The following is a 17,026-nucleotide window of genomic DNA, read 5'->3' on the forward strand; positions in this document are numbered from 1 at the left end:
TGTCGCTGAGCTGGGCGCCCCCGTACCAGTCCAGCAGGGGGAGCCACACTAGAAAGCCCAGTTCGCAAGAGCTGGGCTTTTCTTTTGGTTGCCCCTTCGCGCCAAATGTCGCTGAGCTGGGCGCCTAACTGACTAATTCAATCTACTTGGCTGTCGATTCAGTGCAGATCTGCAAGCCCCCTGACTCCGTCAATATTTGCCCTGCCTCCACAGCAGGCCTTAAAGAAACTTTTTCCTTTCTGTACACTCATACCCTCAACGATAAAACGACGATTAGTTCAGAGTGAGCCGACCAGCCTCTCTCTCCTTCCTACCTTCTGCGCAATGCTCTCTGGAAGGGACATACTGATTTTTATACGATAGTAAACCTACAATTTATGTCGATGGACCCCTTCAATGCTGCTGGAAAGATTTGAACAGGCGAAGATCTACCTGAACCAGATGGTGATCGGACAACAGGAACTGGTGAATGGACTGCTAATCGCCCTGATCGCAGATGGCCACTTACTGGTGGAGGGACCTCCGGGCTTAGCAAAGACGCGCGCAGTTAAGGCGCTGGCAGACAGTATCGAGGGTGACTTCCACCGGGTACAGTTCACTCCGGACCTGCTGCCTGCCGACCTCACCGGAACCGATATTTTCAGACAGGAAACGGGGCAGTTCGAGTTTCAGGCAGGCCCCCTGTTCCACAACCTGCTGCTCGCCGATGAAATCAACCGTGCACCGGCCAAGGTACAATCGGCTCTGCTGGAGGCGATGGCTGAAAATCAGATTACCGTGGGTAAGACCAGCTACCCCCTGCCTAAGTTGTTTCTGGTACTGGCCACACAAAACCCCATCGAGAATGAAGGCACCTACCCCTTACCCGAGGCCCAGTTGGATCGTTTCCTGCTGCACCTGTCTCTGGATTACCCCGGTCCAGAAGTGGAACGGCAGATTCTGGCACTGAGCCGCCAGGAAGCCCTGGCCGAACCGCCTAAGCCTCCTCAACCTTTGACTCAGCAAGAGATCTTCAATGCACGTACCCAGGCATTAGAACTCTATCTGGCACCACAGTTGGAGGGTTACATGGTACAACTGATCGATGCCACCCGCTCACCACAGAAATACGATGATGAGCTGGCCCGGTATCTGGAATGGGGGGTCAGCCCTCGCGCCACCATCTCTCTGGAGCGCTGTGCACGGGCCAGGGCTTGGCTCTCTGGCAGAGATTACGTCTCTCCGGAAGATATCCAGGCTGTGCTGCCCAACGTGCTGCGACACCGACTGCTTCTCAGCTACCAGGCTGAGGCAGAGGGCATCACTCCGGACGCCATCATTGCTCGCATCATCAAACAGGTGGCTCTGGCCTGATGCACGCTCTTCCGATCCACGCCAATGGCGTTGACCTGACTCTGGAGGAGTTACTGGTTTACCGGGGCCCAGCCTCCCGCCACAACCCCTTCCTGGGCCTGCCCAGGACCGGGCAGCGATCGGGACAAAACCTCAGTGCCATCAAGGGCCGGGGAATGGAGTTTGATGAAGTTCGCCGCTATCAGAGTGGGGACGATGTGCGCACCATTGATTGGCGGGTAACCGCACGTACCGGTCATGCCCACACCAAGCTGTTTCGTGAAGAGCGCGAACGCCCTGTGATGCTGTTTGTCGATCTGGGCCAGCGGCTTCACCTTGGCTCGGCCCTGCTATTGCAATCGGTCCAGGCCGCCCACCTGGCTGCCCTGGTGGGCTGGCAGAGCATCGCGGCCGGTGAACGACTGGGTGGCATCATCTGTTGTGAAACTGCCCATCGTGAGCATAAGCCCAGGGCAAGACGCCAGGGGATCGCCCCCTTGCTCGACTCTCTGGTCTCAATCCATGGAGAGACGGGTGCCGGCGATGAGGGCTATCTGAACCAGGGTATCAAGCGGCTCCACCACTTGGCTCACCCAGGAGGGGTGATCCTGGTGATCTCCGACGGCACCGGGTTGACTCCGGCGCACCTGGATATTCTTGCGGATCTGGGCCGCCACAGCGACATCCGATTGTTTCAGGTAACCGACCCATTGGCGACCCGGCTGTCCGAACTGCCCAAACAGATCTCTGTGCCGGTATGGCATCGGGGCAGGCTGGCTCGCATGGACCACAAGGATCGTCAGCTGTGGCAGCAGCAGACGACGCAACAGCTGGATCAATTTGAACAAGGCTGTCGACAACGTGGATTGACGCTCTCCCGGGTAGAAGCCGCACAACCCCTGACTGAACAACTGGACAGCATATGGAAGCCAATCCATTAGCCAATCTCAATGACATCATCACCACGCCCCTGGCGGGTTACTGGCCACTGTCCACGGCGGCGACCCTGCTGGTTGCAGTTGGCATCTCAGCCCTGTGCGCTTTGCTGATTGTCGGCATAAGGCGGTGGCGGCGCCTGGCCCCGGTACGCGCTGCCCAATCTGAATTGCAGCAGCTGCCAGACCGGGTTGAAATCACCGACTTTAACGCCCTCATCAAACGCTGTGCGCTGGCTTACTATCCCAGGCGCGACATCGCTGCCCTTTCCGGCAAAGAGTGGGATCTGTGGTTATCCCACCACCAGAACCGGGAGCAGCAACTGTCCTGGCAAGGACTCTCTGCACGTCAATACAGTCCCGACAGCACAGTCAACAAAGAGGAGTACCTTCCGCTGATTCATCAAACCCTCTCCAGCCTCGGCAAAGGGAAGGTACCATGTTGACCCTGGCCTGGCCGATCATGCTGATCGCCCTGCTGCTGCCCCTGCTGATCCCAGACAGAGGGAGAAAAGCGCAGCCTGCCACGGCCCTGAGACTGCCCGGCACACTTGCTGTCGGCGGTTCCACCCCACAACATTCACCCCATTCCATCGGCAAATGGCTGGCTCTCCTGGCCTGGATTCTGCTGGTTCTGGCCAGTGCCCGCCCCCAATGGCTGGGTGATCCGGTACCGCTTCAGAAGGAGGGGCGCGATCTGATGATCGCCGCAGACCTATCCGGCAGCATGCAGATTGAAGATATGGAGTATCAAGGCAAGCTGGTTGACCGGTTTACCATGATGCAGCACCTGTTGGGTGACTTCATCCGCCGCCGGGACGGAGACAGGCTGGGGCTGATTCTCTTTGCGGACGGCGCCTACCTTCAGGCCCCACTGACCTTCGATCGCTACACGGTGAAGCGCTACCTGGATGAATCTGTTCTGGGCCTGGTGGGACAACAGACCGCCATCGGTGACGCCATCGCCCTGTCGGTCAAACGCTTTGCCGGGCTGGAGCAGAGCAACCGGGTTCTGCTGCTTCTCACCGATGGCAGCAACAACGCGGGTCAGTTCAATGTCGCTCAGGCCAGAGAGCTCGCTCGTCAGGCGGGCGTGCGTATCTACACCATAGGCATTGGTGCCGAGTCCATGACCCGTTCTGGCTGGCTTGGGGTGCAGAGCCGCCAGGTCAACCCCAGCCGGGATCTCAACGAAGAGGTACTTCATGACCTGGCCGAAGCCACCGGCGGCCAGTACTTTAGAGCTCGCAGCGGTGATGAGATGGCACAGATCTATCAAACTCTGGACCAGCTGGAGCCGGTCAGCCGAGGAGAAGCCCTCTGGCGCCCTAGAACCGAACTCTACCATTGGCCCCTGTCCACAGCCCTGGGGTTGCTGACACTGACTCTGCTGCTAAACAGGAGGCAGCGCCATGTCTGAATTCCACTTCCTCCGTCCGCTGTGGCTTCTGGCGCTGTTGGCCATTCCGGCCTTGTGGCTGATTCTGAGGCAGTTGCACCAGAAGGGAGAGAACTGGCACCAACTGATGCCGGCACACCTGCATAAGGCGATGCTGATCGCCCCGGATGCCCAAAGCCACACGCCGGCCAGATGGCCATGGGTGGCTGCCGTACTGGCACTGTTCACCCTGGCCGGCCCAAGCTGGCAGAAGCAGGAGGTGCCGGTGTTTCAGCTCAACCATGGCCGAGTGCTGGTTATGGATATGAGCTACTCCATGTACGCCACCGATCTGGCCCCCAACAGGTTGGTCCAGGCCCGGTATAAGGCCATCGACCTGATCCGTCGCTTTGATGAAGGCGAAACCGCACTGGTCGCCTACGCCGGGGATGCCTTTGCCCTTGCGCCACTCACGGACGATAAGGAGACCCTGCTCAACCTGCTGCCCAATCTCTCCCCCGAGATCATGCCGGTGCCCGGATCGGACCTGCCAAGCGCCCTCGAACTGGCCAACCAGTTACTCAGGGACGCCGGCTATCACAAAGGGGAGATCATTCTCTTTATCGACGGCATCAACTCTGAGCATGCCGACCAGTCCCTCAAACTTGCCGCATCCTCTCCCTGGACACTCAAGGTCTATGCCCTGGGAAGCGAAGCAGGCGCCCCCATGAGGGCACCCAGTGGTGAACTGGTGAAAAGCCGAAGTGGCGAAGTGGTGGTCGCTCAAACGAACCTGCCACTGCTGCGCAAGCTGGCCAACGCAGGTAATGGCACCCTCGTCTCATACAGGGGCGACGATGCCGATATCGAGCAGTTGGCCAGAAGCAACACCCACCAGGAAAAAGGCAACGAAGAGACTCAGAGGCAAACCACACAGTGGCAAGATATGGGCATCTACCTGCTGCCTATGCTGCTGCTGCCGGCAGCCATCTCTCTGAGGCGTCTATGGGCCATGGCGCTGCTGCCCTTGCTGCTGCTTCCTGCCCCTCCCGGTCAGGCCGCCTGGTGGCAATCTGCCGAGGCTGAGGCTCAGCAACTGCTGCAGGGTAAAGAGTATGCCGAAGCCGCCAAACGTCTGCCCCAAGGCGCACCGAAAGCCGATGCCTTGTACCGCGCAGGCGACTACGCGGCTGCGCTGAACGCTTACCGCCAGCTATCCCCGACAGCAGAATCCCTCTACAACCAGGGCAATGCACTGGCGCAGATGCAGCAGTTTGAACAGGCCAAAGAGGCCTACAGCCAAGCCCTTGCGAGAAAGCCGGAACTGACTCAAGCACAAGAGAATCTGAAGCTGATTGAGCAGTTACAGCAGCAGCAGCAGCAGCAGCAGCAGCAGCAGCAGCAGCAGCAGCAGCAGCAGCAGGGCGAGGATGAACAGAGGAACGACGATCAGCAACAGGGCAATCAGTCAGGTTCGAATCAGGATTCCGCATCGGAACAGGAGAATGCAGAGCAGGAGCAGCAGGGCGACGATAGCCAACAGTCAGGTTCCGACCAGCGGGACTCTCCACAGCAAGCTGAAGAGCCATCACCAGATCCGCACCAGGCGCCCAAATCCTCCGACTCAGACCGTCAGCCCGAGGCCGAACAGGGTGAGCAGGCTCATTCAGACCCCCAGGCTGACGCCGCCCAAGGCGAAGACGCGAAAGACAACGACGAGGCTCAGCCAATTGCGGCAGAAGCCGAGTCCTCTGCCTCGACGAATGACGAGGCGCAACAGGTGGATCCCCAGATCCTGGAGCGAATACCTGATGACCCCAGTATCCTGTTAAGAAACAAGATGAAATTAGAATACGAACGGCGCCGTCGAGCCGGCAAGATCAACGAGGAGCGCACCCAGTGGTAACCCGACTCACCCTGTTGCTGGCCCTGCTGATGTCCCCCATGACCTGGGCCTACACCAGCCTGACCGCCAGCGTCGACAACAACACCGTCCGCCTGGGACACTCCTTTGTTCTGAATGTGTTGGCCGATGACGAGTTGTCTTCTAATGCCCTGGACACCACCCCTCTGCTTGAAGCGTTCAATGTGGTTCGCAATAACGTCAGTCGGTCCACCCAGATCATCAACTTCAATGCCCGTAAGGAAACCCGTTGGCAACTGCTGCTTATCCCCAAGCATACCGGCACCCTGTTGATCCCCTCCCTGGAAGCAGAAGGTCTCGCAACCCAGGCCATTACCCTGACCGTAGTGGAGGAAAGTGCCGAGGTCGCCCAAACGGCACCGGTCTTCCTTCGCGCCACTTTGGCTGACGAGGAGGTGTGGCTGGGCCAGCCGGTTGACTATCGGGTCAAGCTCTATCTGGCTGCAGAGCTGCAGCGCGGCAGCCTGTCCGAGCCCAAGTTGGATGGCGCTTCCGTTGTCCAGCTGGGTCAGGACAGCAACACCACGGAGATGGTCGACGGGCGCAGATACCGGGTGATTGAACGCCACTACCTGATCACGCCTCAGCAGAGTGGGGAGTTTATGATCCAGGGCTCAGACTTCGGCGGTGACATTCTTCGCGCCGGGCGCAGTAACGACCTGTTCAGCCGCTCACTGTCTACTCCTGTGCAGGTGGTTGGCCAGGCTCAACCCATCAAGGTTAAGGCGCCGCCCGCCTCCTTCAGTGGCCCCTGGCTGGTCGCGAACGCCGTGGCCCTGACGGAGCAGTGGAGTCCACAGCAATCTCAGGTGCGAGTGGGCGAGCCTCTGACCCGCGTCATCACCCTTACCGCCGTTGGCGCCACCGAAGCCTCCCTTCCTACCCTCAGGCCTGACTACCCTCAGGGCCTGAAGAGCTACCCTGACAAGGATCACCGCAGCGATCAGGTACGCAACAAGGAGGTGGTGGCCAAACTGGAGCAAAGCACTGCGCTGGTTGCCTCTCAGCCCGGTACCTATACCCTTCCGGAGCTGAAAATTGCCTGGTGGAACGCCAAATTAAACCGTCAGCAATGGGCCACACTCCCTGCTCGCACCCTCACAGTCTTCCCTGGCGAAAACCAACCCGCACTGCCCCCTCCTGGGCAGGCCGAGGTGACTCCTCCCCAACCCAAGGCACAGAGCAACCCCTGGTTTTACAGTACCTGGGTACTGCTCCTGGCTCTTGTCGCGTCACTGTACTGGGGGTATCGCCGCTCCGGCGTGAACGTCGCCCCGCACCAAGTTCCGGCAGAGCCGGAGCAGCGGCCGCAGCCGGCCTCCGCCTTTGAGCGGGCAGTCAATGCCGGGGATCTCAACGCCGCCCTGCAGGCCCTGCCTAGCAGACTGAACGGCCTGCGAGGACACACCGAGGATTTGGCCCAGGTCCGCCGACAGTTTCCCGAGCTGACCCCGGAGTTGGACCAATTGATGCGCCAGACCTATGGGCCCCAGACCTCACCGACGGACCTGGGCGGGTTGGCCCGACAAGTCGCACTAATAAAACAAAAAAAGGAGAAAAACCAAGGAGAACTCCCCGATCTTAATCCCATGTGACTGAAAAACCGATACACTCATAGAAGCCTCGAGTATCACATGGCGATGTCGCCCGGGACTGGCAACAAAAAATGTTGAAACTATTACGAAAGAAAAAACAGGCTTCACCGGTCTTAGATGACATGGTGAGTAAACAACGGCGTTACGAAAGCTTGGTAAGGGCTTTGAACACAGAGATATACCGCTATGCCTACTGGCTGTGTGGTAACCCCAGCGTGGCGGAAGATCTGGTTCAGGAGACCTTTCTCAGGGCCTGGAAAGCCTTGGATTCCCTTAAGGATGACAAGGCAGCGAAGGCGTGGCTGATCACCATCCTGAGGCGGGAAAATGCCCGTCGGTTCGAACGAAAGCAGTTTGACCTGACAGACATCGATGACCATCAGGTGGCGGATAACCACTCCCTCTCGAACGAGCAGGCGGTTGACAACGCACTGTTGCGCAAGCACATCGCGTCTCTGGCCCAGGAGTATCGTGAACCGCTGGTGCTGCAGGTACTGCATGGATTCAACGGCGACGAGATCGCCGAGATCATGGGATTAAACAGAAACACAGTGATGACCCGTTTATTCAGAGCCCGTAATCAGCTTCGTGACAGACTCGAAGATAAGCCTCAATCTCGGGAGTTGAACAATGGATGAACTAGAGTTCCGCCGACGAGCCTACGCCGATCCTCAGGATCAGGACACGGCCTTCCTTGATGCCCTGAATGAAGAGGAGGGGCGCAAAGGCTTCGTTGATGAGCTTCAGGCTCTCGACGAGCAGCTTAACAGCGCCCTGAAGATCGCCCCACCGGAAGATCTCGCCAATCGCATTTTGCTGCAGCAGAACCTGAATCAGTTTCAGCAGCAACGCAAGCGACAGAGGTTCCACCTGGCGGCTGCGGCCTCCGTTGCCTTTGTCATCGGCCTGTCCCTGACCCTGATCCGTCAACCTGCGACTCTCGGAGACCACGCATTGGCACACGTTGCTCATGAGGCGGGCTTTGCCGACCGTATCGATGAGAAAGTCAGCCTGGCGGCGCTGAACACCAAACTGGCCAGTTTTGGCGGAAAAATGGACGATCCTCAGGGGCACATCTACTACGCCAACTACTGCGACTTTGACGGTGTACGGAGCCTGCACATGGTGATGGACACTCCCGAAGGTAAGATGACCGTGTTCTTCGTCCCCAAAGAGCAGAACAAAGAGATGTCTCCAGCCTTCAGCAACGACAAGTATGAGGGTGCCGCCTTTGATATGGGCTCCTTCCAGGTCGCGATCGTCGGAGGTAAGAATCAGCAGTTGATTCCGGCGGTGAACCTGCTGAAGAACACCGTACACAGCATCTGAGCCGTCAAACACCCAGGCCGTTTTTGCGGCGGCCTGCCCCTTTCCCAATCTGCATAAACAGTCACAACAACCACTCAGACACAGCAACATCCGCCAGAAAAACACAACCCGCCAACAGCTTTTGCCAACCTTTTAACCTTTGTGCCACACTTCATTCTGTATACAAAGCAGTATTCGTGACACTGGTCACGCTACCCACTCTTTGTTAGCATGAAAATAACTCTGGATATTTCATTCAGATCAGCTGCTTAATTATCAGCCGCTCTCCGGCCAGCTCATCCCCTGATGATGCCCGGACTCCTTTCCCCACAGCATCCCTGGCGGGGCCTGACAGACAAACAACCCGAATGAACTGAAACGATGATCTCGACCCCTGCATTAATTACCTTCTTCGGTTACCTGATCCTGCTTCTGGTGATCGGAACCCTGGCGTATCGTGCCACCAGCACCTCCAGCGACTACATCCTTGGAGGGCGGAAGATGGGGCCCGCCGTCACGGCTCTCAGCGTTGGCGCATCCGACATGTCGGGCTGGCTGCTGCTGGGCCTGCCTGGTTCGGTCTACCTGTCTGGCCTCGGGGAGATGTGGATAGGCATAGGCCTGGTGGTCGGTGCCTGGCTCAACTGGCTGATCGTCGCCAAGCGGCTGCGCATCTACACCTTCTTTACCGACGACGCCCTGACCATGCCAGACTTCTTGGAGAAACGCTTCCATGATACTGGCTTGCTTAGGCTGGTGGCCGCCAGCATCACTCTGCTGTTCTTTGTTTTCTACACCTCCTCCGGCATGGTTGGCGGCGCCATACTGTTCGAAAAGGTGTTTGGCCTCGATTACACCACCGCCCTGATGATCGGCAGTGCCATCATCGTCTCCTACACCTTCGTCGGCGGCTTCTTTGCCGTCAGCTGGACAGATTTCCTTCAGGGATTACTGATGCTGTTTGCCCTGCTGCTGGTGCCCGCCATGGTGTTCGGTGCCCACGAGGTCACTCTGGAGACGCTGCCCCCCAGCATGACCCAGGTTGTGTCTGACAACACCACAGCCATAGGCATGCTCTCCCTGCTTGCCTGGGGTCTGGGCTACTTTGGTCAACCCCATATTCTTAGCCGCTTTATGGCCATCGGTGACGTCAAGCACCTGCCGCTCTCCCGCCGTATCGCCATGGGCTGGATGCTGCTCTCTCTGTTTGGTGCCCTGGCAACCGGTCTGGCTGGCGCAGCCTTTTTCCATGGCAAGCCCCTCCCCAATGCAGAGACCGTGTTTATCGAGCTAAGCCGGGTGCTGTTTAACCCCTGGATGGCCGGCATCCTGATTGCAGCGATTCTATCGGCCATCATGAGCACCATCGATTCCCAGCTGCTGGTGTGTTCTTCAGTAGTCACTGAAGATTTCTATAAGAAATGGCTCAGACCCGAGGCCAGCGAAAGAGAGAAGGTCACGGTGGGCCGTCTCACTGTGCTCAGCGTTGCTGTCATCGCCACCCTGATTGCTCTCAACCCGGAGAGCACAGTGCTTGAGCTGGTCAGTTATGCCTGGGCAGGCTTTGGAGCCTCCTTCGGCCCAGTGATTCTTCTGGCTCTCTACTGGAAGGGGTACAGCCGCTTTGGGGCCATTACCACCATCCTGGTTGGGGCGGCCACTGTGGTTCTCTGGAAACAGGCACAAGGAGGTATTTTCGAGCTCTACGAAATACTCCCGGGGTTCCTGTTCGCCTCCCTGGCCGGTGTACTGGTCAGCCTGCTGTTACCTGCCGATAACAAAACTGTCGCTCTGCACGACTCATTTGAGCAAAAACTCTAGCCTTTCTCATTGCGGGGAGCCACCTCCCCGCACATTTCTCCAGTTCCCCACCCTCAATTAGAGTTTTTGCCCTGAACTCCCCACAACTAGGGTCTTTACTCTAAACAAAGTTCCGAATAAACAACCCTTTAACAGAATGTCATTTCGCTTCACATTCGCTGATTTTCATGGCAAATTTGCCTCAAATACCGTGGTGGTCGGAGCTCCAATGAGGATGGTAACCCTCTACAATGGCCACCGACGACACAACCGGCATCTGAAGCGAAAATGCTTCTAACGTCGGCAATAATGACGAAAAAATGGCCAACAAGGCCGATAACAAGACCCCATATCCAGAGAGAGTTATGAAAACCTTCAATAAGACCCTTATCGCCACGGCTCTGATGGCCGTCAGTGCCGGCTCCTCCGCCGCCGGATTCCTGTTGAACGAAACCTCCGTTTCCGGACTCGGCCGTGCATTCGCCGGTGAAGGCGCCGCGGCTGATGATGCGGCCGTGCTCGCCCGCAACCCTGCCGCCATGGCTCTGTTTGACCAGACTGCCCTCTCTCTGGCCGGCACCTACATCGATCCCGGTGTGGATATGCGCGGTGTCTCCAGCCCCCTGGGCTCCGACCCAAGCGCCCTGAATATTGATGGTGCCGCCCCTCAGGCCTTCGTTCCTGCGGGCTACCTGATCATGCCTCTGAACGAGAAAGTGGCCATCGGCTTTGCCGGTTACTCCAACTTCGGTCTGGGCACCGATTTCGGTGAAAACTACCCTGCGGGCACCATCGCCGGCAGCACCGATCTCATCACCATGAACTTCAACACCAGCGTTTCCTACCGCGTCAACGACAAGTTGAGCCTGGGCCTGGGCCTGAACGCCGTCTACGGCGACGCCGAGCTTATTCGCCACTTTGGTGAAACCGCGCCCCTGATCAACGGCATGGTTGATGCCAACCTCGGTCCTGCTGCCGGTCTGGCCCCGGACCTGGAGCCCAGCAGCATCTCCGGCAAGATGGCTGGCGACGGCTGGGGCTTTGGCTTTAACGTGGGTGTGCTGTACGAACTGAACGACGACCACCGCCTCGCCCTGACCTACAAGTCCAAGACCACCATCGAACTGGAGGGCCACTACACCAACGATCTGGCCGCCGGTATCGCCACCGACTCTGTAGTGGGTATGGGCAGCAGCAAGGTTGACGGCACCCTGGATCTGGAACTGCCAGACATCCTGGAGTTCTCCGGCTACCACAAAGTCAGCGACCAAGTAATCCTCCACACCACTGTGATGTGGACCGGTTGGAGCGTATTTGAAGAGCTGCGCGGTGTGGCGGACGGTGACGCCACTCTGGAAGGCCCACTGTGCGCTAACGGCAACCCTGCCTGTCAGATCACCGACGGCCAGACCCTGCTACTGAAGGAAGAGAACTTTGAAGATGCCTGGCGCTTTGGCCTGGGCATGACCTACCTGATGAGCGACGTGTTCACCCTGCGTGCCGGTATCGCCTACGACGAGACTCCCATCCCAGAGACTCACCGTACCGTGTCCATCCCGGATTCTGACCGCATGTGGTACAGCTTCGGCGCCAACTACAAGCTGTCCGACAGCTCCGACATCGACCTGGCCTTCACCTTCATCGATGGCAAAGAGGTTCGCGTAGAAGAGGATGGCTATGTGCTGAACTCCGAAGGCAACGCCTTCCTGGTGGGTGCTCAGTACAACTACCGCTTCTGATAGCAGCCCTCACAGAAAAAGCCGCGACATAATGTCGCGGCTTTTTTGTATTCACTTTCTTTCCACAGCGACGCCTTTAATGTAAATAGTATGCCCACAAGTTGAATATTAGATTTTTCTAATTTATAGTGTGTGTATTAAATTATGGAGTTCTAATATGAAAGAAAGGCTGATCCAGTTTGCCACCGGCTACCCCAGGCGGGTTTATGCCCTGGTGCTGGCGCTGACCCTGGCCGCTGCGGCCATGATTCCAACGATCCAGATCGACACCGATCCTGAAAATATGCTTCCCGAAGAGGATGTGGCCCGGGTATTCCACAACGCCACCAAGAGCGAGTTTTCCCTCTACGACAGCATAGTGATCGGCGCAGTCACGGATCAGCCTGAAGGCATCTTCACACCTGCCTCTCTGGCACAGATGAAGCGGATCACCGACGCCATTCTGGCCATCGACGGGGTGGTCAAAGCCGACCTGATGGCACTCTCTACGGTAGACAACATCACCCAGGAGGGGCCAGGCACCATACGTTTTGAATACATGATGCAGGCCGCGCCCGAAAGTCAGGCTGGCGCCGATGCCATTGCCGAGGCAGTGGCCCGCCTCCCCCTGCTGAACAACACCCTGGTGTCCGAAGACAAACAGGCCGCCGCCATCTACGTGCCCCTGAAGGACAAGCGCCAAAGCTTCGACATCGCCCAGCAGATACGAGCCGTCATCCAGCAGGAGGGGCCGGACGCCCACTACCACATCACCGGACTACCGGTCGCAGAGAATCAGTTTGGCCACGAGATGTTCGTTCAGATGGGGGTCTCCGCTCCCCTCGCTGGCGTGATGATCTTCCTGATGATGCTCTACTTCTTCCGCTCCCTGCCTCTGGTCGTTGCCCCGATGCTGGTGGCCATGGCCACGGTGATCATCATTGTCGGCAGCCTCATCGGCATGGGCTTCACCGTGCACATCATGTCCTCGATGATCGCCATCTTCCTGATGCCTATCGCAGTGGTGGACTCCATCCACATCATGAGCGAGTTTGCCGACCATTATCAGCCAGGAAAGCAGGCACGCAAGGTGATCGAAAAAGTAGTCCGTGATCTCTTTACCCCCATGCTGTTCACCTCAGTGACCTCAGCCGTGGGATTCTTCTCGCTGATGGTCACCCCAATTCCCCCTGTGCAGATCTTCGGCGCCTTTGTTGGCAGCGGCATCCTGCTGGCCTTCCTGCTGACCATCACCCTGTTGCCCGCCTACATAGTGCGCATGTCTCCCCAGGCCCTGGAGAGGATGCAGCAGAAACTGCACGCCCCCAAAGGCCCGGGCAGGCTCAGTCGCTTGCTGGAGCGCACGGGTCAGCGCAGTGTCACCCTGGCCAAGCCCATCGTCGCCATCAGCCTGGCAGTGCTGGCCCTGAGCCTGTGGGGAATCAGTAAGATCCAGATCAACGACAATCCGGTTCGCTGGTTCAAGCAAGATCATGAGATCCGCATTGCCGACAGAGCGCTGAATCATCATTTTGCCGGCACCTATGACGCCTACCTGGTGCTCAGCGCCCTACCCTCTGACGCCATGTCACCGGCGCAGGTGCAACAGCTCACCAATATCTTGGGGGAGTCCCAGAGGACATTGGCCATGAAAGCCAAACAGGGCAGTGCCGAAGCCCTCTCTGAGCTGCTTCTGGCCCTGGAGGATGCCAGCTTTGAAAGCGGAGACCCGCGCATCGATCCACTGCTTACCAGCCTGGAACTGCAGGGCGAAGCCCAACGCCGTTTCCTGGATCCGGCCCTACTCGGCTGGATGGCAGAATTGCAAACCTACCTGGACGGCACCGGCCTGGTGGGCAAGAGCAATGGCCTGGCCGACATCGTCAAGACGGTCAATCGCGAGCTGCGCAGCGGTGAAGACCGAGACCTGACCCTGCCGGACAGCGCCGCCGGCGTCGCTCAGACACTGCTTCAGTATCAGTCCAGTCACCGCCCCAACGACCTGTGGCATTTCGTCACCCCGGATTACCGCAAAGGGCTGCTGTGGCTGCAGCTGACTTCCGGAGACAACCAGCACATGAGCCAGGTGATCGAGGCGGTCGATGCCTATCTGATGCAGCACCCTGCGCCCAACGGGATCGAACTCAACTGGGCCGGGAAAGCCTACATCAACGTGGCGTGGCAAGACGCCATGGTCAGTGGTATGCGCGACAGCTTGCTCTGGGCCTTTGTCATCGTACTGGGGATGATGGTGCTGCTGTTCCGCTCTCCCCTCTACGGACTGCTGGCCATGCTGCCCCTGACCCTGACCATCAGTTTCATCTACGGTCTCATCGGCTGGCTGGGCAAGGATTACGACATGCCCATCGCCGTGCTCTCTGCCCTGACCCTGGGTTTGTCGGTGGATTTTGCCATTCACTTCCTGGAACGCTTCCGTGAGCAGCTCAAACTGGAGGGCGACGTGCGCCGGGCCCTGACGGCCATGTTCCAGGAACCGGCCAGAGCCATCAGCCGTAATGCCATCGTCATCGCCATCGGCTTTACCCCGCTGCTGCTGGCGCCTCTGGTGCCCTATATTACCGTCGGCGTGCTTCTGGCCAGCATCATGGCGATCTCCGCCCTGACCACCTTGCTGCTGCTGCCGGCCAGTCTGTGGCTACTGGCCCCCCTGCTCAAGCGCAGCCCGGCTTTGGCCACCCAACCATGAGGAGACTAGCCATGCGATCCCTGTTTACCCTGATTGCCTCATCACTCATCAGCCTGCAGGTGATGGCCATCACCGCCGATGAGGTGGTGGAAAAAGCCAACCTGGCCTCCTTTTACGCCGGAGATGACGGTCGAAGCCAGGCCAGAATGATCATCGTGGATGCCCAGGGACGAAAGCAGACCCGTCAGTTCTCCCTGCTGCGCCGCACTCTGGAAAAGGGCGGCGACCAGCAGATGCTGGTGTTCTTCTCCCGCCCCTCCGATGTCCGTGGCACCGTGTTCCGGGTGGAAAAGAAGGTCACCAGTGACGACGACCGCTGGCTCTACCTTCCAGGGCTGGATCTGCTCAAACGAATCAGTGCCGGGGACAAACGCACCTCCTTTGTCGGCAGCCACTTCTTCTATGAGGATGTCTCCGGACGCAACCTCAAGGAGGACAGCTTTACCCTGATTGAGGAGAGTGACAGCCACTACCTGATTGAGGCCAGACCCAAGACGCCCGATTCGGTGGAGTTTTCCAGCTACCGGGTGTGGGTGGACAAGGGCAATTGGCTGCCCACCAAGGTGGAGTATCAGGACAAGCAGGGGGAGCTCTATCGCCGGGTGGAAACGGTTAAGACAGAGACCATTCAGGGGCACCCCACAGTGCTGCGTTCGAAAATCAGTGATCTCGCCTCCGGCGGCTACACCCTGATGGAATTCCGCGGCGTTCAATACGATCTGGGCCTACCGGATTCAGTGTTCTCGGAGCGCAGCATGCGTCAGCCTCCGGTCAAGTACTTAAGGTAAGACAATGACCCGGTTACTGCCCCTGACCGCAGCCATAGGTCTCAGCCTTTTCGCCACCATCTCACCGGCCTCGGACGAGGAGTGGGGAACGGAGTGGGGTGACGACCCTTGGGCGGAACAGATCGCCTCACCCTGGCAACCGCTGTCCGGCTACCTGGAGCTGGGGTACGGCACCCGCCTGCAATCCGATGCGACCGGTCTGGATGGACCTACCCTGTCTCAGGCTTTGGGGCGTCTGGAGACCGGCTATCGCGGCGACAATCTTCAGGGCAAGTTGCGGCTGGACCTGGGCTATGATGATGCCGTTGACCAGTGGGTCTTTGATGCTCGCGAACTGACCCTGGGCACAGATGTCGGCGCCGACGCCCACCTTAAAGTGGGCCGGCAGGTTCTCACCTGGGGGACAGGTGACTACCTGTTCCTCAATGACCTGTTTCCCAAGGACTGGCAGGCGTTCTTCTCCGGACAGGACGATGAGTATCTCAAGGCACCGGTCAACGCCATCAAGGGCAGTTGGTATGGCCAAAACGTCAACCTGGATCTGGTGTATATGCCCAGGTTCGAGGCAGACAACTACCTTAACGGCGAGCGCTTCTCCTATTTTGACCCCATCAGTGGCCAGAAGGTTGCCCCTGACAAGCGTGCCGATGAACCCGGTGACGACGCCGCCTCGGCCCGGCTCTACTGGGCTCATCAGGGAGCCGAGTATGCCCTGTACGGTTATTGGGGCTACACCGGACAGCCTTTGGGCGCCGACCCCCAGGGTAGGCCGCAACACGCCCGCCTCAACGCCTACGGCGCCAGTGCACGCCTGCCCGTCATGGGCGGGCTGCTCAATGCCGAAGCCGCCTATCACCTGAGTCTGGATGCAGACAGCAGCGGCGTTTCTGCCCCTCAGGACAAGGTACTGGCCCTGCTGGGCTATGAAACCGAGCTGGTCACCCATCTCACAGGCTCGGTGCAGTACTATCTGGAGCATATCCGCCACTATCAGGATTACCTGCTCTCCCTGCCCAGTCCAGAGTATGGCGCCGATCAAAATCGTCAATTGGTCACTCTGCGGCTCACCTACCGGGCGATGCAGGAGAAGCTGACACTGAGCCTGTTCAGCTTCTACTCACCCACGGACCGGGATTTCTATCTGAAGCCCCAGGTGAACTACCGTCCCAACGATCAATGGCTGCTGAGCGGTGGCCTGAACCTGATGAATGGCCGCGAACAACACACCTTCTTCGGCCAGTTGGATGACAACAGCAACGCCTGGATCAGGCTGAGATATTACTACTAATCGAGATAACACCATTAAAAGGAGTTTTCCATGAGTCGATTTTCCACCGAGCGCGCCACCATGACCTTTGCCGGCACCATGGTGCTGGTATCCGTCGCCCTGACCCACTGGGTCCACCCGCTCTTCTTCTGGTTCACCGTTTTCATCGGTGTTAACCTAATCCAATCCTCCTTCACCGGGCTGTGCCCGGCCACCATGGTGATGAAGAAGCTGGGGATGCCGACAGAAAAAGAGTTAGCCACCAGAGAATAGG

Annotated in this window: 14 protein-coding genes; all 14 read left to right on the top strand. The window is 58.4% G+C overall.

All coding sequences use genetic code 11. The annotated features are described in order from the left end of the window. Positions 1 to 396: 396 nt before the first annotated feature. The 14 genes from G505_RS0117720 to G505_RS0117785 all read left to right on the top strand — a co-directional run bounded on the left by G505_RS0117720 (position 397) and on the right by G505_RS0117785 (position 17,025). Entirely contained in the window at positions 397 to 1,353 is a 957-nt protein-coding gene (locus tag G505_RS0117720; protein ID WP_028110744.1) for an AAA family ATPase, read from the top strand. Then, positions 1,353 to 2,273, top strand: coding sequence for a DUF58 domain-containing protein (locus tag G505_RS21925; protein WP_035385540.1), 921 nt, complete (start codon positions 1,353 to 1,355; stop codon positions 2,271 to 2,273). The genes G505_RS0117720 and G505_RS21925 overlap by 1 nt, the downstream gene beginning before the upstream one ends. Next, positions 2,255 to 2,713: a DUF4381 domain-containing protein gene (locus G505_RS0117730; protein ID WP_028110745.1), complete on the top strand. Its 459-nt coding sequence runs from the start codon at positions 2,255 to 2,257 to the stop codon at positions 2,711 to 2,713. The genes G505_RS21925 and G505_RS0117730 overlap by 19 nt, the downstream gene beginning before the upstream one ends. Then, the gene (locus tag G505_RS21930; RefSeq protein WP_035385541.1) at positions 2,707 to 3,687 is read left to right on the top strand and encodes a vWA domain-containing protein; all 981 of its coding nucleotides are present in this window, start codon (positions 2,707 to 2,709) and stop codon (positions 3,685 to 3,687) included. The genes G505_RS0117730 and G505_RS21930 overlap by 7 nt, the downstream gene beginning before the upstream one ends. After that, on the top strand, positions 3,680 to 5,551 hold the full coding sequence (locus tag G505_RS21935) for a VWA domain-containing protein (protein ID WP_051216415.1): 1,872 nt from the start codon (positions 3,680 to 3,682) through the stop codon (positions 5,549 to 5,551). Before G505_RS21930 ends, G505_RS21935 begins: the two co-directional genes overlap by 8 nt. Next, complete coding sequence (locus G505_RS21940) at positions 5,545 to 7,164, top strand: BatD family protein (protein WP_051216417.1); 1,620 nt, start codon at positions 5,545 to 5,547, stop codon at positions 7,162 to 7,164. Before G505_RS21935 ends, G505_RS21940 begins: the two co-directional genes overlap by 7 nt. Positions 7,165 to 7,235: 71 nt before the next feature. Continuing rightward, positions 7,236 to 7,802, top strand: a complete 567-nt coding sequence (locus G505_RS0117750) for a sigma-70 family RNA polymerase sigma factor (protein ID WP_028110746.1) — start codon at positions 7,236 to 7,238, stop codon at positions 7,800 to 7,802. Next, the gene (locus G505_RS0117755) at positions 7,795 to 8,493 is read left to right on the top strand and encodes a DUF3379 family protein (protein ID WP_028110747.1); all 699 of its coding nucleotides are present in this window, start codon (positions 7,795 to 7,797) and stop codon (positions 8,491 to 8,493) included. Before G505_RS0117750 ends, G505_RS0117755 begins: the two co-directional genes overlap by 8 nt. 360 nt (positions 8,494 to 8,853) lie before the next feature. Beyond that, a complete protein-coding gene (putP, locus tag G505_RS0117760) occupies positions 8,854 to 10,293 on the top strand; it encodes a sodium/proline symporter PutP (protein ID WP_028110748.1) in 1,440 nt (479 codons plus the stop codon). A 344-nt stretch (positions 10,294 to 10,637) separates the two neighbouring features. Continuing rightward, positions 10,638 to 12,011: an outer membrane protein transport protein gene (locus tag G505_RS0117765; protein ID WP_028110749.1), complete on the top strand. Its 1,374-nt coding sequence runs from the start codon at positions 10,638 to 10,640 to the stop codon at positions 12,009 to 12,011. Between the two features lie 157 nt (positions 12,012 to 12,168). Continuing rightward, positions 12,169 to 14,697, top strand: a complete 2,529-nt coding sequence (locus tag G505_RS0117770; protein ID WP_028110750.1) for an efflux RND transporter permease subunit — start codon at positions 12,169 to 12,171, stop codon at positions 14,695 to 14,697. A gap of 11 nt (positions 14,698 to 14,708) precedes the next feature. Further along, positions 14,709 to 15,485 (top strand): outer membrane lipoprotein-sorting protein, encoded by a 777-nt coding sequence (locus tag G505_RS0117775; protein WP_028110751.1) that lies wholly within the window; start codon positions 14,709 to 14,711, stop codon positions 15,483 to 15,485. 4 nt (positions 15,486 to 15,489) lie between these two features. Next, positions 15,490 to 16,773, top strand: coding sequence for a hypothetical protein (locus tag G505_RS0117780; RefSeq protein ID WP_028110752.1), 1,284 nt, complete (start codon positions 15,490 to 15,492; stop codon positions 16,771 to 16,773). A gap of 30 nt (positions 16,774 to 16,803) precedes the next feature. Beyond that, a complete protein-coding gene (locus G505_RS0117785; protein ID WP_028110753.1) occupies positions 16,804 to 17,025 on the top strand; it encodes a YgaP family membrane protein in 222 nt (73 codons plus the stop codon). Position 17,026: the final 1 nt, after the last annotated feature.

Source organism: Ferrimonas futtsuensis DSM 18154, assembly GCF_000422645.1.
Classification (GTDB): Bacteria; Pseudomonadota; Gammaproteobacteria; order Enterobacterales; family Shewanellaceae; genus Ferrimonas; species Ferrimonas futtsuensis.